Source organism: Collinsella aerofaciens, assembly GCF_015558785.1.
In the GTDB taxonomy this organism is placed as follows: domain Bacteria; phylum Actinomycetota; class Coriobacteriia; order Coriobacteriales; family Coriobacteriaceae; genus Collinsella; species Collinsella aerofaciens_P.
Genome location: NZ_JADMOP010000005.1, coordinates 17253 through 31519 on the forward strand (window position 1 = coordinate 17253; position 14267 = coordinate 31519).

At 58.7% G+C, this 14267-nt stretch carries 9 protein-coding genes; 5 read left to right on the top strand and 4 right to left on the bottom strand.

Annotated features, from left to right (window positions below; translation table 11 throughout):
* Positions 1-60 precede the first annotated feature (60 nt).
* Entirely contained in the window at positions 61-1068 is a 1008-nt protein-coding gene (locus I2G40_RS03655; protein ID WP_195544209.1) for a hypothetical protein, read from the top strand.
* 112 nt (positions 1069-1180) lie between these two features.
* Here I2G40_RS03655 and I2G40_RS03660 read toward each other — a convergent pair whose 3' ends face one another.
* The 4 genes from I2G40_RS03660 to I2G40_RS03675 all read right to left on the bottom strand — a co-directional run bounded on the left by I2G40_RS03660 (position 1181) and on the right by I2G40_RS03675 (position 8616).
* Positions 1181-5548 (bottom strand): hypothetical protein, encoded by a 4368-nt coding sequence (locus tag I2G40_RS03660; protein ID WP_195544210.1) that lies wholly within the window; start codon positions 5546-5548, stop codon positions 1181-1183.
* A gap of 155 nt (positions 5549-5703) precedes the next feature.
* Entirely contained in the window at positions 5704-6708 is a 1005-nt protein-coding gene (locus I2G40_RS03665; protein WP_195544211.1) for a helix-turn-helix domain-containing protein, read from the bottom strand.
* A 67-nt stretch (positions 6709-6775) separates the two neighbouring features.
* On the bottom strand, positions 6776-7927 hold the full coding sequence (locus I2G40_RS03670; RefSeq protein WP_138374942.1) for a HAMP domain-containing sensor histidine kinase: 1152 nt from the start codon (positions 7925-7927) through the stop codon (positions 6776-6778).
* Positions 7924-8616 carry a response regulator transcription factor gene (locus I2G40_RS03675; RefSeq protein WP_138374943.1) on the bottom strand — a complete coding sequence of 231 codons (693 nt, stop codon included), beginning with the start codon at positions 8614-8616 and terminating at the stop codon, positions 7924-7926. Before I2G40_RS03675 ends, I2G40_RS03670 begins: the two co-directional genes overlap by 4 nt.
* A 147-nt stretch (positions 8617-8763) precedes the next feature.
* Between I2G40_RS03675 and I2G40_RS09885 the strand changes: the two genes are divergently transcribed.
* From I2G40_RS09885 to I2G40_RS03690, 4 genes are all read left to right on the top strand, one after another.
* Positions 8764-8835 carry a CD1871A family CXXC motif-containing protein gene (locus tag I2G40_RS09885; RefSeq protein ID WP_254179316.1) on the top strand — a complete coding sequence of 24 codons (72 nt, stop codon included), beginning with the start codon at positions 8764-8766 and terminating at the stop codon, positions 8833-8835.
* Positions 8828-9730, top strand: a complete 903-nt coding sequence (locus I2G40_RS03680) for a 4Fe-4S binding protein (RefSeq protein ID WP_138374944.1) — start codon at positions 8828-8830, stop codon at positions 9728-9730. Before I2G40_RS09885 ends, I2G40_RS03680 begins: the two co-directional genes overlap by 8 nt.
* Positions 9731-9759: 29 nt before the next feature.
* The gene (locus I2G40_RS03685; RefSeq protein WP_195544212.1) at positions 9760-10731 is read left to right on the top strand and encodes a TlpA family protein disulfide reductase; all 972 of its coding nucleotides are present in this window, start codon (positions 9760-9762) and stop codon (positions 10729-10731) included.
* A gap of 253 nt (positions 10732-10984) precedes the next feature.
* On the top strand, positions 10985-14239 hold the full coding sequence (locus tag I2G40_RS03690; RefSeq protein WP_195544213.1) for an ABC transporter ATP-binding protein/permease: 3255 nt from the start codon (positions 10985-10987) through the stop codon (positions 14237-14239).
* Positions 14240-14267 lie beyond the last annotated feature (28 nt).

Sequence of the window (14267 nt, forward strand, 5' to 3'; positions counted from 1 at the left end):
TTGGGACTCGGGCAATGGATGAGCTGCAAGCCGAAAGGAGCGGTGAGAATGATGAGGCCCATGACAAAGAAACTGCTGTTAGGAATTCCCACCGTGACGCTTTCGGCCGTGCTGGCGTGTACAGTGGCCGGCTGTGGCGGTAGTGCTCCGAGCGGCTCGCCTGGCGGTTCGGGCGGCAGCGCGCCTGTGCAGGAAAAGCCCAGGGCCTATGATTCGCAGACGGTCGAGGTGGCAGGCATTACCTATGAGTCGGTGGCTCACGGTACGTTCTATCGCGGCGATGCCAAGCTGCAGGACGGCTTTTACCTGCACATCAAGATCACCAACAACAACACAAAGAACAGGACGTTCAGTTCCTTTAACGTGCATGCTGCTCAGGGCGATCTTGAGGCAGGCGACCCGTTGTTTACTTCCGGCAAGGCGGCCGTGCTCGACTACGTTGCAAGCGAGGCTCCCGATGAGCTGCACGAGGGCATCGACCTTTCCGAGAGGCCAGGTATCGGCCCGGGCGAGACCGTTGAGTACGTGTATTTCTGGGCGCCCAAGACGGCGTACTACGGGCCCATCACTGTCGAGTTCGTAGACGCTTATGCCCCCGCCAAGAATCATGAGGCCATGCACTTTGACACCACGGGATGCGAGACCAAGGAGTTCAAGGCGGCCGGCGGCGTGGCCGATTCTGGCGAGAAGACAGATTTAACGGGCATCGACTGCGCATCGTACAGCATCGAGGCCGCCGATGGGTACACGCTGGATTCGTCCGACGAAGAGCGCGAAAAGGCAAACTTCTTCCACGACGAGACTGGAGGACGCCTGAACATCAGCATCTTCCCGCGCTCGCCGGAGGAAGAGGTTGCAAGCCTAGAGCAGGTCTACGAAGGCAAGGAGACAACAACCGACCAGGTCGAGTACAACGGCATAACGTGGCTGCGCTTTACCGGTCCCGACAACGGCCATACGCTGTTTGCGACGGCTCCCGCGACGGGCGAGACCGTCCGCGTGTCGATTGGCTGGAAGATCGATTGGGACGCCGCCGCGCCCATGATGGAGGCATTGAAGCTCAAGTAGCGGGTTGCGATTCCCATGTCAGGCGACTCAGGGCTGGCTCCGAGTTATCGGGGCCAGCCCCTTTTGGTGTTCGATGAGCCGAGTCGGCGTCTCTCACAAAAGTAACTAGGAGCTAGCGAGACCTATCCGAATTGACCTCATTGGCGGTGTCTTTTTCGAGCGCCGTGCGGCGGGCGCTGTAGGCGATGAGGCCGGCGCCTGCCGCGGCGAGTGCTGTAGCGGCTGCCGTAAGGGGAGCATTGACATCGCCCGTGCCAGCGAGCGCGCCCGCTTTTCCGGAGCGCTTGTTATTGCTGTGGTCCTTGCCACTGCCGGAGCTCCTTCCGCCGGAGCCGCCGCCCTCGTCGGTACCGCCGCCACTCGAGCCGCCATCGTCGTCTGCTGTCATCGGGGCGTCGTGAAGTTCTGTCGTATCCGCGCTGTCGCATACGCCGACCTGAACTTCTGAGCGTTCGCATGCCGCGTCGGGCACATGAAGCTCGTGCAGTACGGCACCCAGCGCCGAGTTTGCGCCCGGTCGAATTTCCTCGAGCGTTACGGGATCGAGCGCCACCAGATTACGCGCCTTCGCATACAGCGTTACGCGTTTGCCCACTTCGTCGCTCCAACTCTCGGGGATAGCGAAGCTCATGCGGAACTGTGCCGTGCAACCCGGTGCCAGCACGGCGTTGCCACTGTCGGCTACCAGCGGGTGCGTTGCAAAAGGTGTGCCCAGCGTTTCGAGCGCGTACTTCACGTGTGCCATGTCGTTGACCGAAGCGTCCTCGGCAAGCTCTGGATCGTAGATCGATGCCATGCGTGTGTTCGCTCCGAACCCGATGGATGCGCTGGAGAACGGCTGGCTGGAGCCCTCTCGGTACAGATCGATTGTGCCGGCGGTCAGCAAGGTGTTGCCGTCGTTTCGCACCGTGACCATGAAGGATTCGCCTGCTGCTCCGGGCACCACCGCGCCCGAGGTAGCGACTGCGCCCGTCGGAGTGGCACACGCCACCAAGGGCACTTCGATGCCGTGTAGTTCTGCCTCGCTCTTCTCCGCGCTCACAATGTGCGTGGCGAGCGCGGAGAGCATGCTCCCCGACGTCAAAAATGTCGTTATCTGATCGACGGGATGGTCCAGCTCGCACATCACGAACGGCTCCGTAAACAGATCGCCTGCCAAGGTGCTGGCGAAGATGCGGAAGTGCTTGCCCATCACTGCTACCGGGTTGCCTTCTTCGTCGTAGGTTTGCCCCACCTTGCCATCGGTGTTCTCTACATAGAGCACGCACCTGCCGTTGTTGCTTACGCTAAACGATGCCGGGCCACAGCCTGCGGCACCCACGGGCTGCGTTGCAAATGCCGATGCGCCTCGCGTCCAAGTAATATGCTGCAGTTGCTCGTTGACGGTAGCCAAAAAGCCCGTGTGCTGCGGCCACGGCACCGCGTGGGGTACTGTGGCATCTGGCGACATAACGCCCCAGCTCGCAATGGACTGGCCGATCACGGCGTACGATGCACAGCCACAACCGCCTGCGGTCTCGTATGCAATGGGCACCACCATTTTGCCGTTGATATTCTCGGGCGCGCCGAGCTCGATGCTCGACGGTGTCTGCGGAAAGCGGAGGACCTGACGGAACGTGAGACTGTCGCCCGAAACGTCCGACCACAGGGTAAAGCACTCCAGCGCAACCTCGGCCTCGCTGCCGAGCGTCTTTTCTGCGGTGGTTCCGCGGCGGTGGAGGTAGGCGCCCGACAGGCGCCCGTCGACAAGTGTCTTGCCCACCGTGATGCGTGGGCACTGCAGGCAATGGTAGCCATCCTCCTGAAGGCGGCCGCGCGAGATGCTGCGCCACGACGTGTGCGATATCACGCGAACTCCGTCGTTGCTTATGCGCAGGCGCACAACGGACAGTATGCCGGATGTGCTCGCCGTATCGAAAAGGGTGTTGTCGCCGGCGGGGCGCTCGCCCGAGACCAGCAGCACGTAGGCGTCCTGGTTTCCTCTTCCGTCCGTATATTCCACTACGTCGAAGTCGTAATCGTATATGCTGTCGCGCTCCACGTCGCCCTCGCCAAACCCAAGGGGAAAGTCCACAGGCGTGGGAGCGGACCACGTCCCGTTTGCCTTTGTGTGTACCACCAGGCGCGAGCGACCATTGTCGCCGTAGCGCACCGAGGCGATACGGAACAGGCATTCTACGCCGGCAATCATTGCCAGCTTCATGTGGGCTTCGCTGAGCACGCCAGCAAACAGCACGTTGTCGCTCGAGGGCTTGATGCCGCCACGCTCGTCCTCCGACACGCCGGCAGAATCGGCGTTCGGGTCGGCAACGGTGTTCGTTGCCTGACCGATGTAGGTGTACTCATACATCGGCGCGGCGTTTTCGTCGTTCTCTATCAGTGCATGGACGAAATGCTCGATCTGTCCCGTGTCGTCGCTTTCTGCATCCGCCTCGAGCTCAATGCGCGTGACCGCCCGATCCCAATCGCGCACGACAGGCGCGGCGTTTACGGCAGTGGCCTTAACCTCGGCGCGTGCGAGCAGCTCGGCGTTGGTGACGATGGTGGCCGATGCGATAAATTGCGGAACGCCGCCCGCCTCGATGTTGCCGGGCGTGCCGAAGCGGGCGTCCAGCGTGTAAGGCGTATCTCCACCCAATGCGAGCTCAGAGCGCTGGAGCGCATACTGGTCGCCATTGTTCACCGACATATTCCACGAATCGATGAGTGTGGGCCACGACCCCGACCAAGCCTTGGTGGTCCACTTGAACATTACGAACTGGAGTATCACATCGACATCGACGTCTGCACCTACGCGCAGTCGCGGAAGCTGGTGTCCATCCGCCTTCTCGTACCCAATGAACAGCGTGAGGGATGCGGCGCCGCGCACGGCAGACGAAGCGACGCCTGCAACGCCGGCGCCAAAGGTGACGGCGAGTCCGATCTGGATGGTGAACGAGCCCGACGTGTTTGAATAGTCGAGCGAAATGTTTTTAAAAAACGCCGCGCCGCTGCCGTGCGTGTGGGCACCCACGGCGAGCGCCAGTTTTGCCAGCACCCAGGGGTTGACGTTTAGGAAAAATGGCACCGGTCCTAGGGTAAACTGCTCGGTCCAATTGAGGTCGGTTCTTACCTGGAAGAGGGCCTTAATATTGCCGTATGCGGGGTCGTTGTTGTTACCCCAGGTTTTGCCCACCCAATCGTAGGCGAGCGAGCCGTACAGCTGTGTGGCGATATCCATCGTGAACAGCGGCGTGCAATGGTGGCGAAGGAGCTTGGTGTTTCTTGGATCGGTGCCCGAACCGGCACTCATCCTCTTGTACTGATTCCACTTCCCCTCCATCTCGTCGAGGTAGCGGTTTGCCTGCTTGGCGCCCGACTCGCGCGGCGATTTCTTCCAGTATTCCGGATCAGGGTTGCCCGAATCGTTCATATAGCTAGCTGGTTTGTACCCTCCGCCAAACAGCACGTATCCAGCAAACGAGAAATCGAACAGAATGGGAAATGTGGGCATCCAGCACGTGAACTTATTGCCGCCGATACCGGGAAACGCCGCGGGGAAATCAAACGGAGTGATCTCTTGGTCCATGGTGGTGGGAATGATGGTGGTCGAGCCCGATTCCGCCTTTGCGGCCGGCGCGGTGACAACGGCCATAGGGGATGAGAGCGTGTAGGTTTTGCCCTGGTAGTCGAGCATAAAGCGCAGCTTGCACCCTTCCTCCAGAAGGCCCGAAGCTGCATCGAGGAACGTGTCTTCGAGCGTGAACGTCGCCAGATTATCCGCGCCCGATGCGCTGGCCTTGATCTGGCCGATCTGCGTGACGGTTTCGGTTGAGCTGCCCGCAGAGGGCATCACTTTATTGATATGCAACGTTGCCTGCCCGCCCTGCGGCAGATGAGCCTGCACGGTAAAAGCGTGCGTGTCGGGCTGGTCGTTTGCTGCTTCGTCCGCTGGCATTGCCATAAACGTGGCGTCGGCGTACTGGATGTCCCATTCGTCGAACGTGAGCTGTCGAAAGTACGGCTCGCCATCGGAGAGCGGACGTGTGGGTGCGGTAATAGCGGTGCCGCCCTGGATACGCGCAAGGGGAATCTCGACATCGCGGTAGCCTGCCATGCTAATGGAGATGCCGCCGTTAAAGTCGTACGCGTCGAGAAGCGTTGCCTCGTCCACGTAGCCTTCTGAAAGAGGGGCGACCTCAAAGATGGCCGTGCCTTCGTCATCGGTCGTGGCGGTGAGCTGCTTGCCTGCGGCATAGCGCGATATGAGCGTGACCTGGGCACCCGTGATGGGCGTATTCTTGTTGGCGACGTCGACCACGACCACACCGAACATGGTGCGCGAGAGAACGAGCACCCTGAAGGGGTCTTTTTCGTCGGCATGGGCTTCGGTGGGTGCGAACGGCAATATGAAGGCGTTTGCGCTTCCCGGCACGCGCGGCATCATAATGCTCGCTAACGAGGACGCTCCGGCGACAAGTAACGAACGGCGATCAAGCATCTTGGGCTCCCATCCCGCAAGTATCGGTGGAAATAATCCAATTTTGCGAGAAGGCGCCCCGTGGCGGTAGTGCCGTTCAAGGGTCAAAATGTCCAAATTGATCGAGCGAAGCGCCGGGTTCCGGAACGCGTTCGATGCGCTTGGTAGTCCGGTCGCTAACGTAACATATGCGCGACCAGCTCGGCGCGTGTGCCGATGCCAAGCTCTGCGTATACGCCGGATAGGCGGTTTTTGACGGTGCCCGGCGATACTCCCATATGGCGTGCGATTTCGGCGTTGGTCCACCCACGACAGGCGAGCATGGCCATGGTGAATTCCGTGGTCGTTAGATCGTCGGCAACGTCCTCGCCCGAATCGGGGTTGTGGATGCGCCGCCAGCCGTAGCTGAAGCGGTACGTGATCTCGATGATGCGCGCGAAGTCGTCAGGGTATTGCGTTTTTAGGCATGCCTCGATAAGCCCCTGTAAAAGGCCGTGATGCTCGCCAATGAGCTCAATAAGGCCGTCGGGACGCGCAATGTTCCAAGCAACTCCGAAGTGCGTTTTTGCGGCGTCGATGTCCTTGAGGCTCATGCATGCCATGGAAGCTGCCAAGTGCAGGAACAGCTCCGAGATGGGATAACTTCCCTGTTTCATGATCAGGGCGTTTTCCGCCATGCCCAGGCTGCGGCCATATTCGCCGCGCAGGTACAGGGCATGCGCCATCACGTAGCTGGCGAACAGGCGCAGACCTTCGGGCAGATGCGCCGCAAGCGGATAAAACTCTTCGGCGGAATACGGGGAAGGCAAGTGCAGCAGGACGCTCGCGGCCGAGGCGAACAGGATATGCGTGGCGTGGACGGCGGGCGACTCCTCGTCAGCCGGCGTATCGAGGATGCCAGCAAGGCACCGGCGGGCGTCGGCGATACGGTTGAGCGACAGGCTGGCGTATCCGCAGATAAAGCATGCGGAATAGCACAGCGCGGGATCGGTGGCGTCAAGATAGGGGCGCGCCGTCTTGGCAGCGAGGGCGGCCTGTCCGCGAAAGTACAGCGCTTCTGCCGTGGCGATGGTGCGTGAATCGGGGTCGGAAATGCCTGCAACCGCAGCGTCAATCTGCCCCGGCACAAAGGCGGTGCACATCAACGGCATGGGAACGCATGGGTAGCCATCGCAGTCCATCTTCCATCTCCCAACAGCTGGCAACAATGCAGCAATTGTACTCCTGTTGCTCGGGACCCCTTTCGTTTTACTGTTCGGTTAACGCTGCGGATCGTTTTGGAAGGCTTACGAGTATGGTAGTACCGTTCTCGGAACTTTCTTCGACCTCTACCGTGCCACCGTGAAGCGCTGCAATCTCCCAAACGAGCGCTAGTCCGAGTCCTGCGCCGCCGTATGCCCTGCTGCGGGATTTGTCTAGACGAAAGAACGGCTGGAAGATGCTCTCACGGTACTGCTTGGGTATTCCCGGGCCCTGGTCCTCGACTCGCAGGAACACATGGCTGTCGTTGTCGCAGATGGAGACGTTGACAGTCGAGCCGGTGCGGCTGTAACGGATGGCATTTTCGACCAGGTTAAACACCAGCCTATAGAGGAGCGTGTCGCTCCCGATTACTAAAGCGTCTCCAGCACAATTGAGGGCTATGCCCTTATTTTCGGCAAGTGGCGCAAGGTCGGTGAGGACCTCTTCGGACAAAGGACCAAGTTCCACATCGTCCTCGCAAGGGACGCTGCGGAGCTCACTCATCTCGAGCAATACCTTGGCCATTCGAGACATGCGCTCGGTTTGTTCTTGTAGCAGGCCGAGCAGCTCGGCTGTTTCGGGTTGCAAACCGGAGTGCTCGGAGATGAATAGTTCAATCTGTGCTTGCATAAGGGCGAGCGGGGTGCGCAGCTCGTGTGCGGCGTTGCCGGTAAACTGACGCTGTGCAGAGAACCCTTCGCCAAGACGGGCGATCATGTCGTTGAAAGAGGCGCTGCATCGTTGTAGCTCGGTGGGCACATCTTCACTGAGTCTGATTTCGCTTAGGTTGTCAGGCTGCACGCGCTCAACCTGGGCTGCAAAAGCCCGTAGCGGTTTGAGTGCACGGCCGCTCACAAAGTATGCCAGCACGCCGCCAAGGAGTGTGACTCCAGCCGTGATGTACCAAGCTGTCGTGCCAAAAGATTCCTGTGCGTCGTTTACGACGATCGTGACCTTGTCATCGGGGGTCGCTTTCGTTGGGTCGAACACCTGGGGCGAATCCGCGCCGGCAGCGTTAAAGGCCGAGATGTCACTGCCGATGGCATCCATATAGCGCATGCCCGTATAGCCGACCAGGCAGTTCGTCAGCACGCACGCCGCACACGTCAGCAGCGCCGTCATGATCGTTATGCGCCATTGCAGCGAAAGCCTTTTCATTCGCTATCCTCCATAACGTAGCCCTCTCCAATCCGATTGCGAATCGGGTCGTATCCCAAAGCGCTGCGCAACTTTTTTCGGAGCGACGAGATGTGAACGCGGGTTGCGTTGCTAAAGCTGTTCACGGTGCTATCCCAAACGTGCTCGATAAGCTCCTCTTGGCTTACCGGTCGCCCCTGATTAAGTATCAGGTATTCCAAGATTCCCGTTTCCTTGCGTGTAAGAGATAAGGCCTCGCTGCCCACGGAAGCGATGCGCGCCTTGGTGTCAAAGCTGAGTTTTCCGCAGGTTAATACTATGTCGCTTTGTGCGAAGCGCCTGAGGGTAAGGCTGCGGATCCTTGCCGCAAGTTCGTCCAGATGAAACGGCTTGGTGAGGTAATCGTTGGCGCCGGCATCGAGTCCGTCGACCTTATCGGATACTTCGCCACGCGCGGACAGAATCAGCACCTTGGTCTCGCAGTCGGTTTTCCTAAGTTCCCTGAGTACGGTCATGCCGTCGATACGGGGAAGGTTGAGGTCGAGTACCACGAGGTCAAAGACTTCGACGCCCAGCAGGTCGAGCGCCTCCCGTCCGTCGTGACAGCAGTCGACGCTGTATGCCAGGTTTCGCAAGCTGCGCGCGATTGCGTCACACAGCGCCCGCTCGTCCTCGACGATCAAAATACGCATAACAGTCTCCTTGCACATTTCAAATCGCGCTTAACACGGATTTTATAGTCGATATGGTCCAATGGTCGCGTAACGAAAGGAGTGGTCGAGTTGTTCAAAGCGGTAAAACCCATGGTACAGGTCGCTTTGTTGATCGTCGGAATTGCCATGGTGTGCTTTGGTGTTATGCGTGGCGAGGCGGATGCCGTGCTGGCCAAAGCGATTAGGCTGTGCTTGGAGTGTATCGGAATTGGATAAAAGAGCAAACACCGCGTCGCATGTTTTGGCCCGATTTCGCGGACTCATTCAGGCGGCGGCGACGCTGGTCACCAACATTCACCTGCCAAACTTTGCCAAAGGCGGCATCTATCAGGGCGCGGGGAAAACAGTCTGCGTACCTGGACTTAATTGCTATTCGTGCCCCGCGGCATCGGGCGCGTGCCCCATCGGGTCGTTCCAGTCGGTGGTAGGTTCATCCAAGTTCAACTTTTCTTACTATGTTACCGGTACGCTCATTTTGCTCGGCGTGCTGCTGGGACGCTTTGTATGTGGCTTTCTGTGTCCGTTTGGCTGGCTTCAGGAGCTGCTTCATAAGATTCCCGGCAAAAAGTTCTCCACAAAAAAGCTTAAGCCGCTCACGTACATCAAATACGTCGTGCTGCTGTTTGCCGTGGTGCTGCTGCCCGTCTTGGTGGTTAACGACGTGGGCATGGGCGACCCGTTCTTTTGTAAGTACATCTGTCCGCAGGGCGTGCTCGAGGGCGCCATTCCGCTGGCCATTGCCAACGCCGGCATTCGATCTGCGCTGGGGCAGCTCTTTACCTGGAAACTTGCCGTTCTCATTGCCGTAGTAGTGCTGAGCGTTTTGTTCTATCGCCCCTTCTGCAAATGGATTTGCCCGCTCGGCGCATTCTATGCGCTCATGAATAGGGTGTCCTTGTTGGGGATTCAGGTTGACGCGTGCAAATGCGTCTCGTGCGGCAAGTGTTCAAGGGTTTGTCAGATGGACGTTGATGTGGTCCGCGCGCCCAATCATGCCGAATGTATCCGGTGCGGAAAGTGCATCGGGGCCTGTCCTGTCGATGCCATCAGCTATCGCTATGGCCTGGATGTGTCGGCGGAAAAGCTTCCCTTGACCGCCGATAAAAAGTAAACAAGCTTCGACAAAACGGAGGAATGACTATGAAGCTTTCTAAGATTGCGGCCCTGTTTATGGTGCCGGTATTGGCCTTGTGCCTTGTGGCATGTTCGGCGCCCGGTGGCAATGCGAGCGAATCTGCGAGCTCCGATCCTAAGATCGCAGAACTCACTGCGCAGAAGCCGGCCAATGCCGACGAGGCCGCCGAGCTGTATGCGAAGCTCATGCAGAAGGAGAACGATATCTTTTCGAGTGATAATGCGCTGTGGGAAAAGGTATTCAATGCGGCAAATAAAGACTCGACAATGATTGAGGACGGCAGCAATTACGGCGATTTCCTGCTCAAGACCATCGACGGCGCCAAGGATAAGTTTACGGCGGATGAGCTTAAGACGCTCAAGGCCGGTGCACAGCAGATCAAGGAGATCGAGGACAAGCTCGAGAGCTTGGAGAAGGAGTTCCCCGGCTGTGGAAGCACGCCGAGCGCAGGCGAGAGCGTCGACGCTTCGACCGCTGGCATGACGGCTGGTGCCAATGCTTCGAGCGAGGCGACGAAGTTCCCCAGCTTTACGGGCAAAGACCTGGATGGCAACGACGTGAGCAGCGACGAGCTGTTCTCTAAGAACAAGGTCACCGTCATGAACTTCTGGTTCACCACTTGCAAGCCGTGCGTGGGTGAGTTGGGCGACCTTGAGGACCTGAATAAGGAGCTTGCCAAGAAGGGCGGCCAGGTCGTGGGCGTCAATTCCTTTACGCTTGATGGCAACAAGGGTGAGATTGCAGATGCCAAGGACGTGCTGAGCAAGAAGGGCGTGACATATAAGAACATCTGGTTCAAGTCGGATAGCGAGGCCGGTAAGTTTACGTCAAATTTGTTCTCGTTCCCGACAACGTATGTCATCGATCAGAATGGCAACATCGTAGGGGAGCCCATCGTGGGCGCCATCAGCTCCGCCGAGCAGCGTGCAGCACTCGACAAGCTTATCGACCAGGCGATTGCGAATAGCGAGCAGTAAAAACGCGTAAAGCATAGCGAGGATCGTGTGCCGTTGTGCGAAGTAGTCCGCTGCTTTTCAAGATAAGCTCCACCATATAGAGGTCCCGCTCGGGACCTCTTCTTTTGGGCGCCATCCCGTTCGTTTTTTGGCGCGGTTCGTTACATTCCTCACTGGCTCCGGCAAAAAATGGGGATAGAGTAGGACAAACGCGTCGAATACGAACGGCGGGGGAGAGCGGGCAAGTGCGCCCGCGTGGGAGAGGTTGCCGTCCATGCTGGAGCTCAAAGGAATTTGCAAAAGGTACGTCACGCAGTCGTTTACGCAGGTGGCGCTCGACAGCGTGAGCCTGTCTTTTCGCGATAACGAGTTCGTGGCCATTCTGGGTCCCTCGGGTTCGGGTAAAACCACGATGCTCAATGTTATCGGCGGACTGGATCACTTTGATTCTGGCGACCTGCTGATTGACGGTATCTCGACCAAGGACTTCCGCGACCGCGATTGGGATGCCTACCGCAACAACCGCATCGGCTTTGTGTTCCAAAGCTATAACCTCATTCCGCATCAGACCATTTTGGAAAACGTTGAGCTGGCGCTCACGCTCACGGGTGTGGGGCATGCCGAGCGCCGTCAACGTGCGCGCGAGGCGTTGGAGAAAGTTGGCCTGGGCGAGCACGTTAACAAGCGCCCGAGCCAGCTTTCGGGCGGGCAGATGCAACGCGTGGCCATCGCCCGCGCCCTGATTAATGATCCCGAGATTGTGCTTGCCGACGAGCCGACCGGCGCTTTGGATTCAACGACATCCGTACAGGTCATGGACCTGCTCAAGGACGTGGCGCGCGACCGCCTGGTCATCATGGTCACGCACAATCCCGAGCTGGCGTACCAATATGCCACGCGCATCGTCAATCTGGCGGACGGCAAGATCACCGACGATTCCGATCCCTTCGATGCTGCCAAGGCCGCGCGTCGCGAGGCAAAGCCTACGCGCAAAACCTCGATGAGCTTTGTGACGGCGCTGGGGCTTTCTGCCCGAAACCTCATGACCAAGAAGGGCCGCACGGCCATGACTGCCTTTGCGGGCTCGATTGGCATTATCGGTATCGCGGCGATTCTGGCGCTGTCCAACGGCGTAAACGGCTACATCAAAAAGGTCGAGGAGGATACGCTCTCGAGCTACCCGCTCACCATTTCCAAGCAGGATTACGACCTGTCGTCCATGATGGGCGGACAGGGGGCCACGGACGACGATATGTCCAAGAACGAGGGCTCGTCCGACGACAGTGCCGGCGGCAAGGCTAAGGGAACCGATAAGATTCCTGTGGTCACGGCCGTAAAGGATATGTTTGCGAGCGTTAAGTCTAACGACATGACAAGCTTTAAGGCATGGCTCGATGCCGGTGGCGACGGCATCGATAAAGAGGTCAACGCCATTCAGTACGGCTACGGTGTATCGCCGGTTGTCTATCGTGCCGGCAAGGGCGATGAGAAGCCTGTTCGGCTGGTGCCCAACGCTATGACCGAGGCCATGAGCGGAGGCGCGAGCTCGGCGGCAACGGTGAGCATGGAATCCATGGGAACCTCGGTCTTTAACGAGATGATCGACGACCAGAGCCTGCTCGACAGCCAGTACGATGTCGTGGCGGGGCATTGGCCTACGTCTGCTAACGAAGCCGTGATGGTGCTTTCGAGCCGTGGCACGGTGGGCGACTACACGCTCTACAGCATCGGTGCGCTGGATATCAATGAGCTCAACGATCTGGTAAACAGCGCTATGACGGCTGACGGTGGGGTCGAAACGCCCGAGACCGGCACCGAATTTACCTACGACGATGCGCTGTCCACGACGTTTAAGGTGCTGTCGCCGGCCGATGCGTATCGCAAAAACGAAGAGACCGGCATATGGACTGACATGCCTGACGATGCCGACTTTATGACGGCCAAGGTTGCCGACGGTATTGACGTGCGCATTGTGGGCGTGGTGCGACCTAACGAGACGGCCAACGCGAGCGCATTGACCCCGGGCATTGCCTATACGCATGCACTGACTCGTCAGCTTATGGAACGCGCCGCAAATTCGCAGATTGTGCAGGAGCAGCTTGCTCACCCCGAGATGGATGTCTTTACGGGCAAAACCTTCGACGAACTGCAAGGCGAGGCCAAACAAGGCGTGGATCTGAGCAGCATGTTCAGCGTGGACGAGGCGGCGCTCAAGAGCGCGTTCTCGTTTGATGCGTCTGCACTCTCGGGTGCGGCCGGCGGTATGGACCTTTCTGGCATCGATCTGTCGGGGCTGGACATTGACCTTTCGGGCGTTGGCAAGGACATCGACTTCAGCAGCATCATGGCAAAAGCGCCAACCCCAGATTTCTCGGGTATCTTTGACGGTCTGGAACTCACGCCCGAGCAAATGCAGCAGGTGGGAGCACTAGCCAACCAGCTGTTTGAGGGCTTTTTGCAGTCTGATCAGTTTAAGGCGCTGTCGCCCGAAGATCTTAAAGACGCGTCAAAGCTCGCTGCCGCATTCTCGACGTATCTTGAGCATGATGCCGCAGCCCAGCAATGCCTGGCTCAATTGAAGGCGCTCGGCGGCGATGCCCTGGCCGAGCGCCTGCAACAGGCGATGACCGACTATGTGCAAAAGCAGCTGGCTCCGTATCTGCAGCAGGCTATGGATCAGGTGATGAAGGCAATCAGCGAGCAGATAGCGTCGACGGTATCGTCCCAGCTCAAGGCGGGCGCAGCGGGGCTTATGGACCAGATGGCGACGCAGATGTCTTCGAGTTTTGCCAACCTGACGAGCGCCATGCACGTGGATGCGAGCGCCTTTGCTCGTGCCATCCATTTCAACATGGACGCCGAGGACCTGAGTTCGCTCATGATGAGCTATGCCAAGGCTTCGAAGCTCACCTACGACAACAATCTGACCACGTTGGGCTATGCGGACGAGGCAGACCCCATCTCGGTCAAGATTTTCCCGCGCGACTTTGAGGCCAAGGAGCGCGTGCTCGATCACATCGACGCGTACAACAAGCAGGTCAAAGCCTCTGGCCACGATGAACAGGCAATCTCATACACCGACTACATGGGCATCATCATGGGCTCGGTGACCGGCATCGTGAACACCATCAGCTTGGTGCTCATCGCATTCGTGAGTATCAGCCTGGTCGTGAGCTCCATCATGATCGGCATCATCACATACATCAGCGTGCTGGAGCGCAAAAAGGAGATTGGCATCCTGCGCGCGATCGGCGCGTCGAAGCGCAACGTGGCCAACGTATTCAATGCCGAGACCTTTATCGAAGGCCTCATCGCCGGCGTCTTTGCCATTATCGTCGTGGTGCTCGTGAGTTTTCCGGTTAATACCTGGGCGCTTGCTGCCAAACAGGTACCCAATCTGATGAGCTTGCCCGTGCGGGATGCGCTGGTGCTCATCGCGATTTCGGTGCTGTTGACGGTCGTTGCCGGCCTGCTGCCTGCCCGCAGCGCATCCAAGAAGGACCCCGTCGAAGCCCTGCGCTCCGAATAATGTGACAAAGGGACAGCCCCTTTGTCAC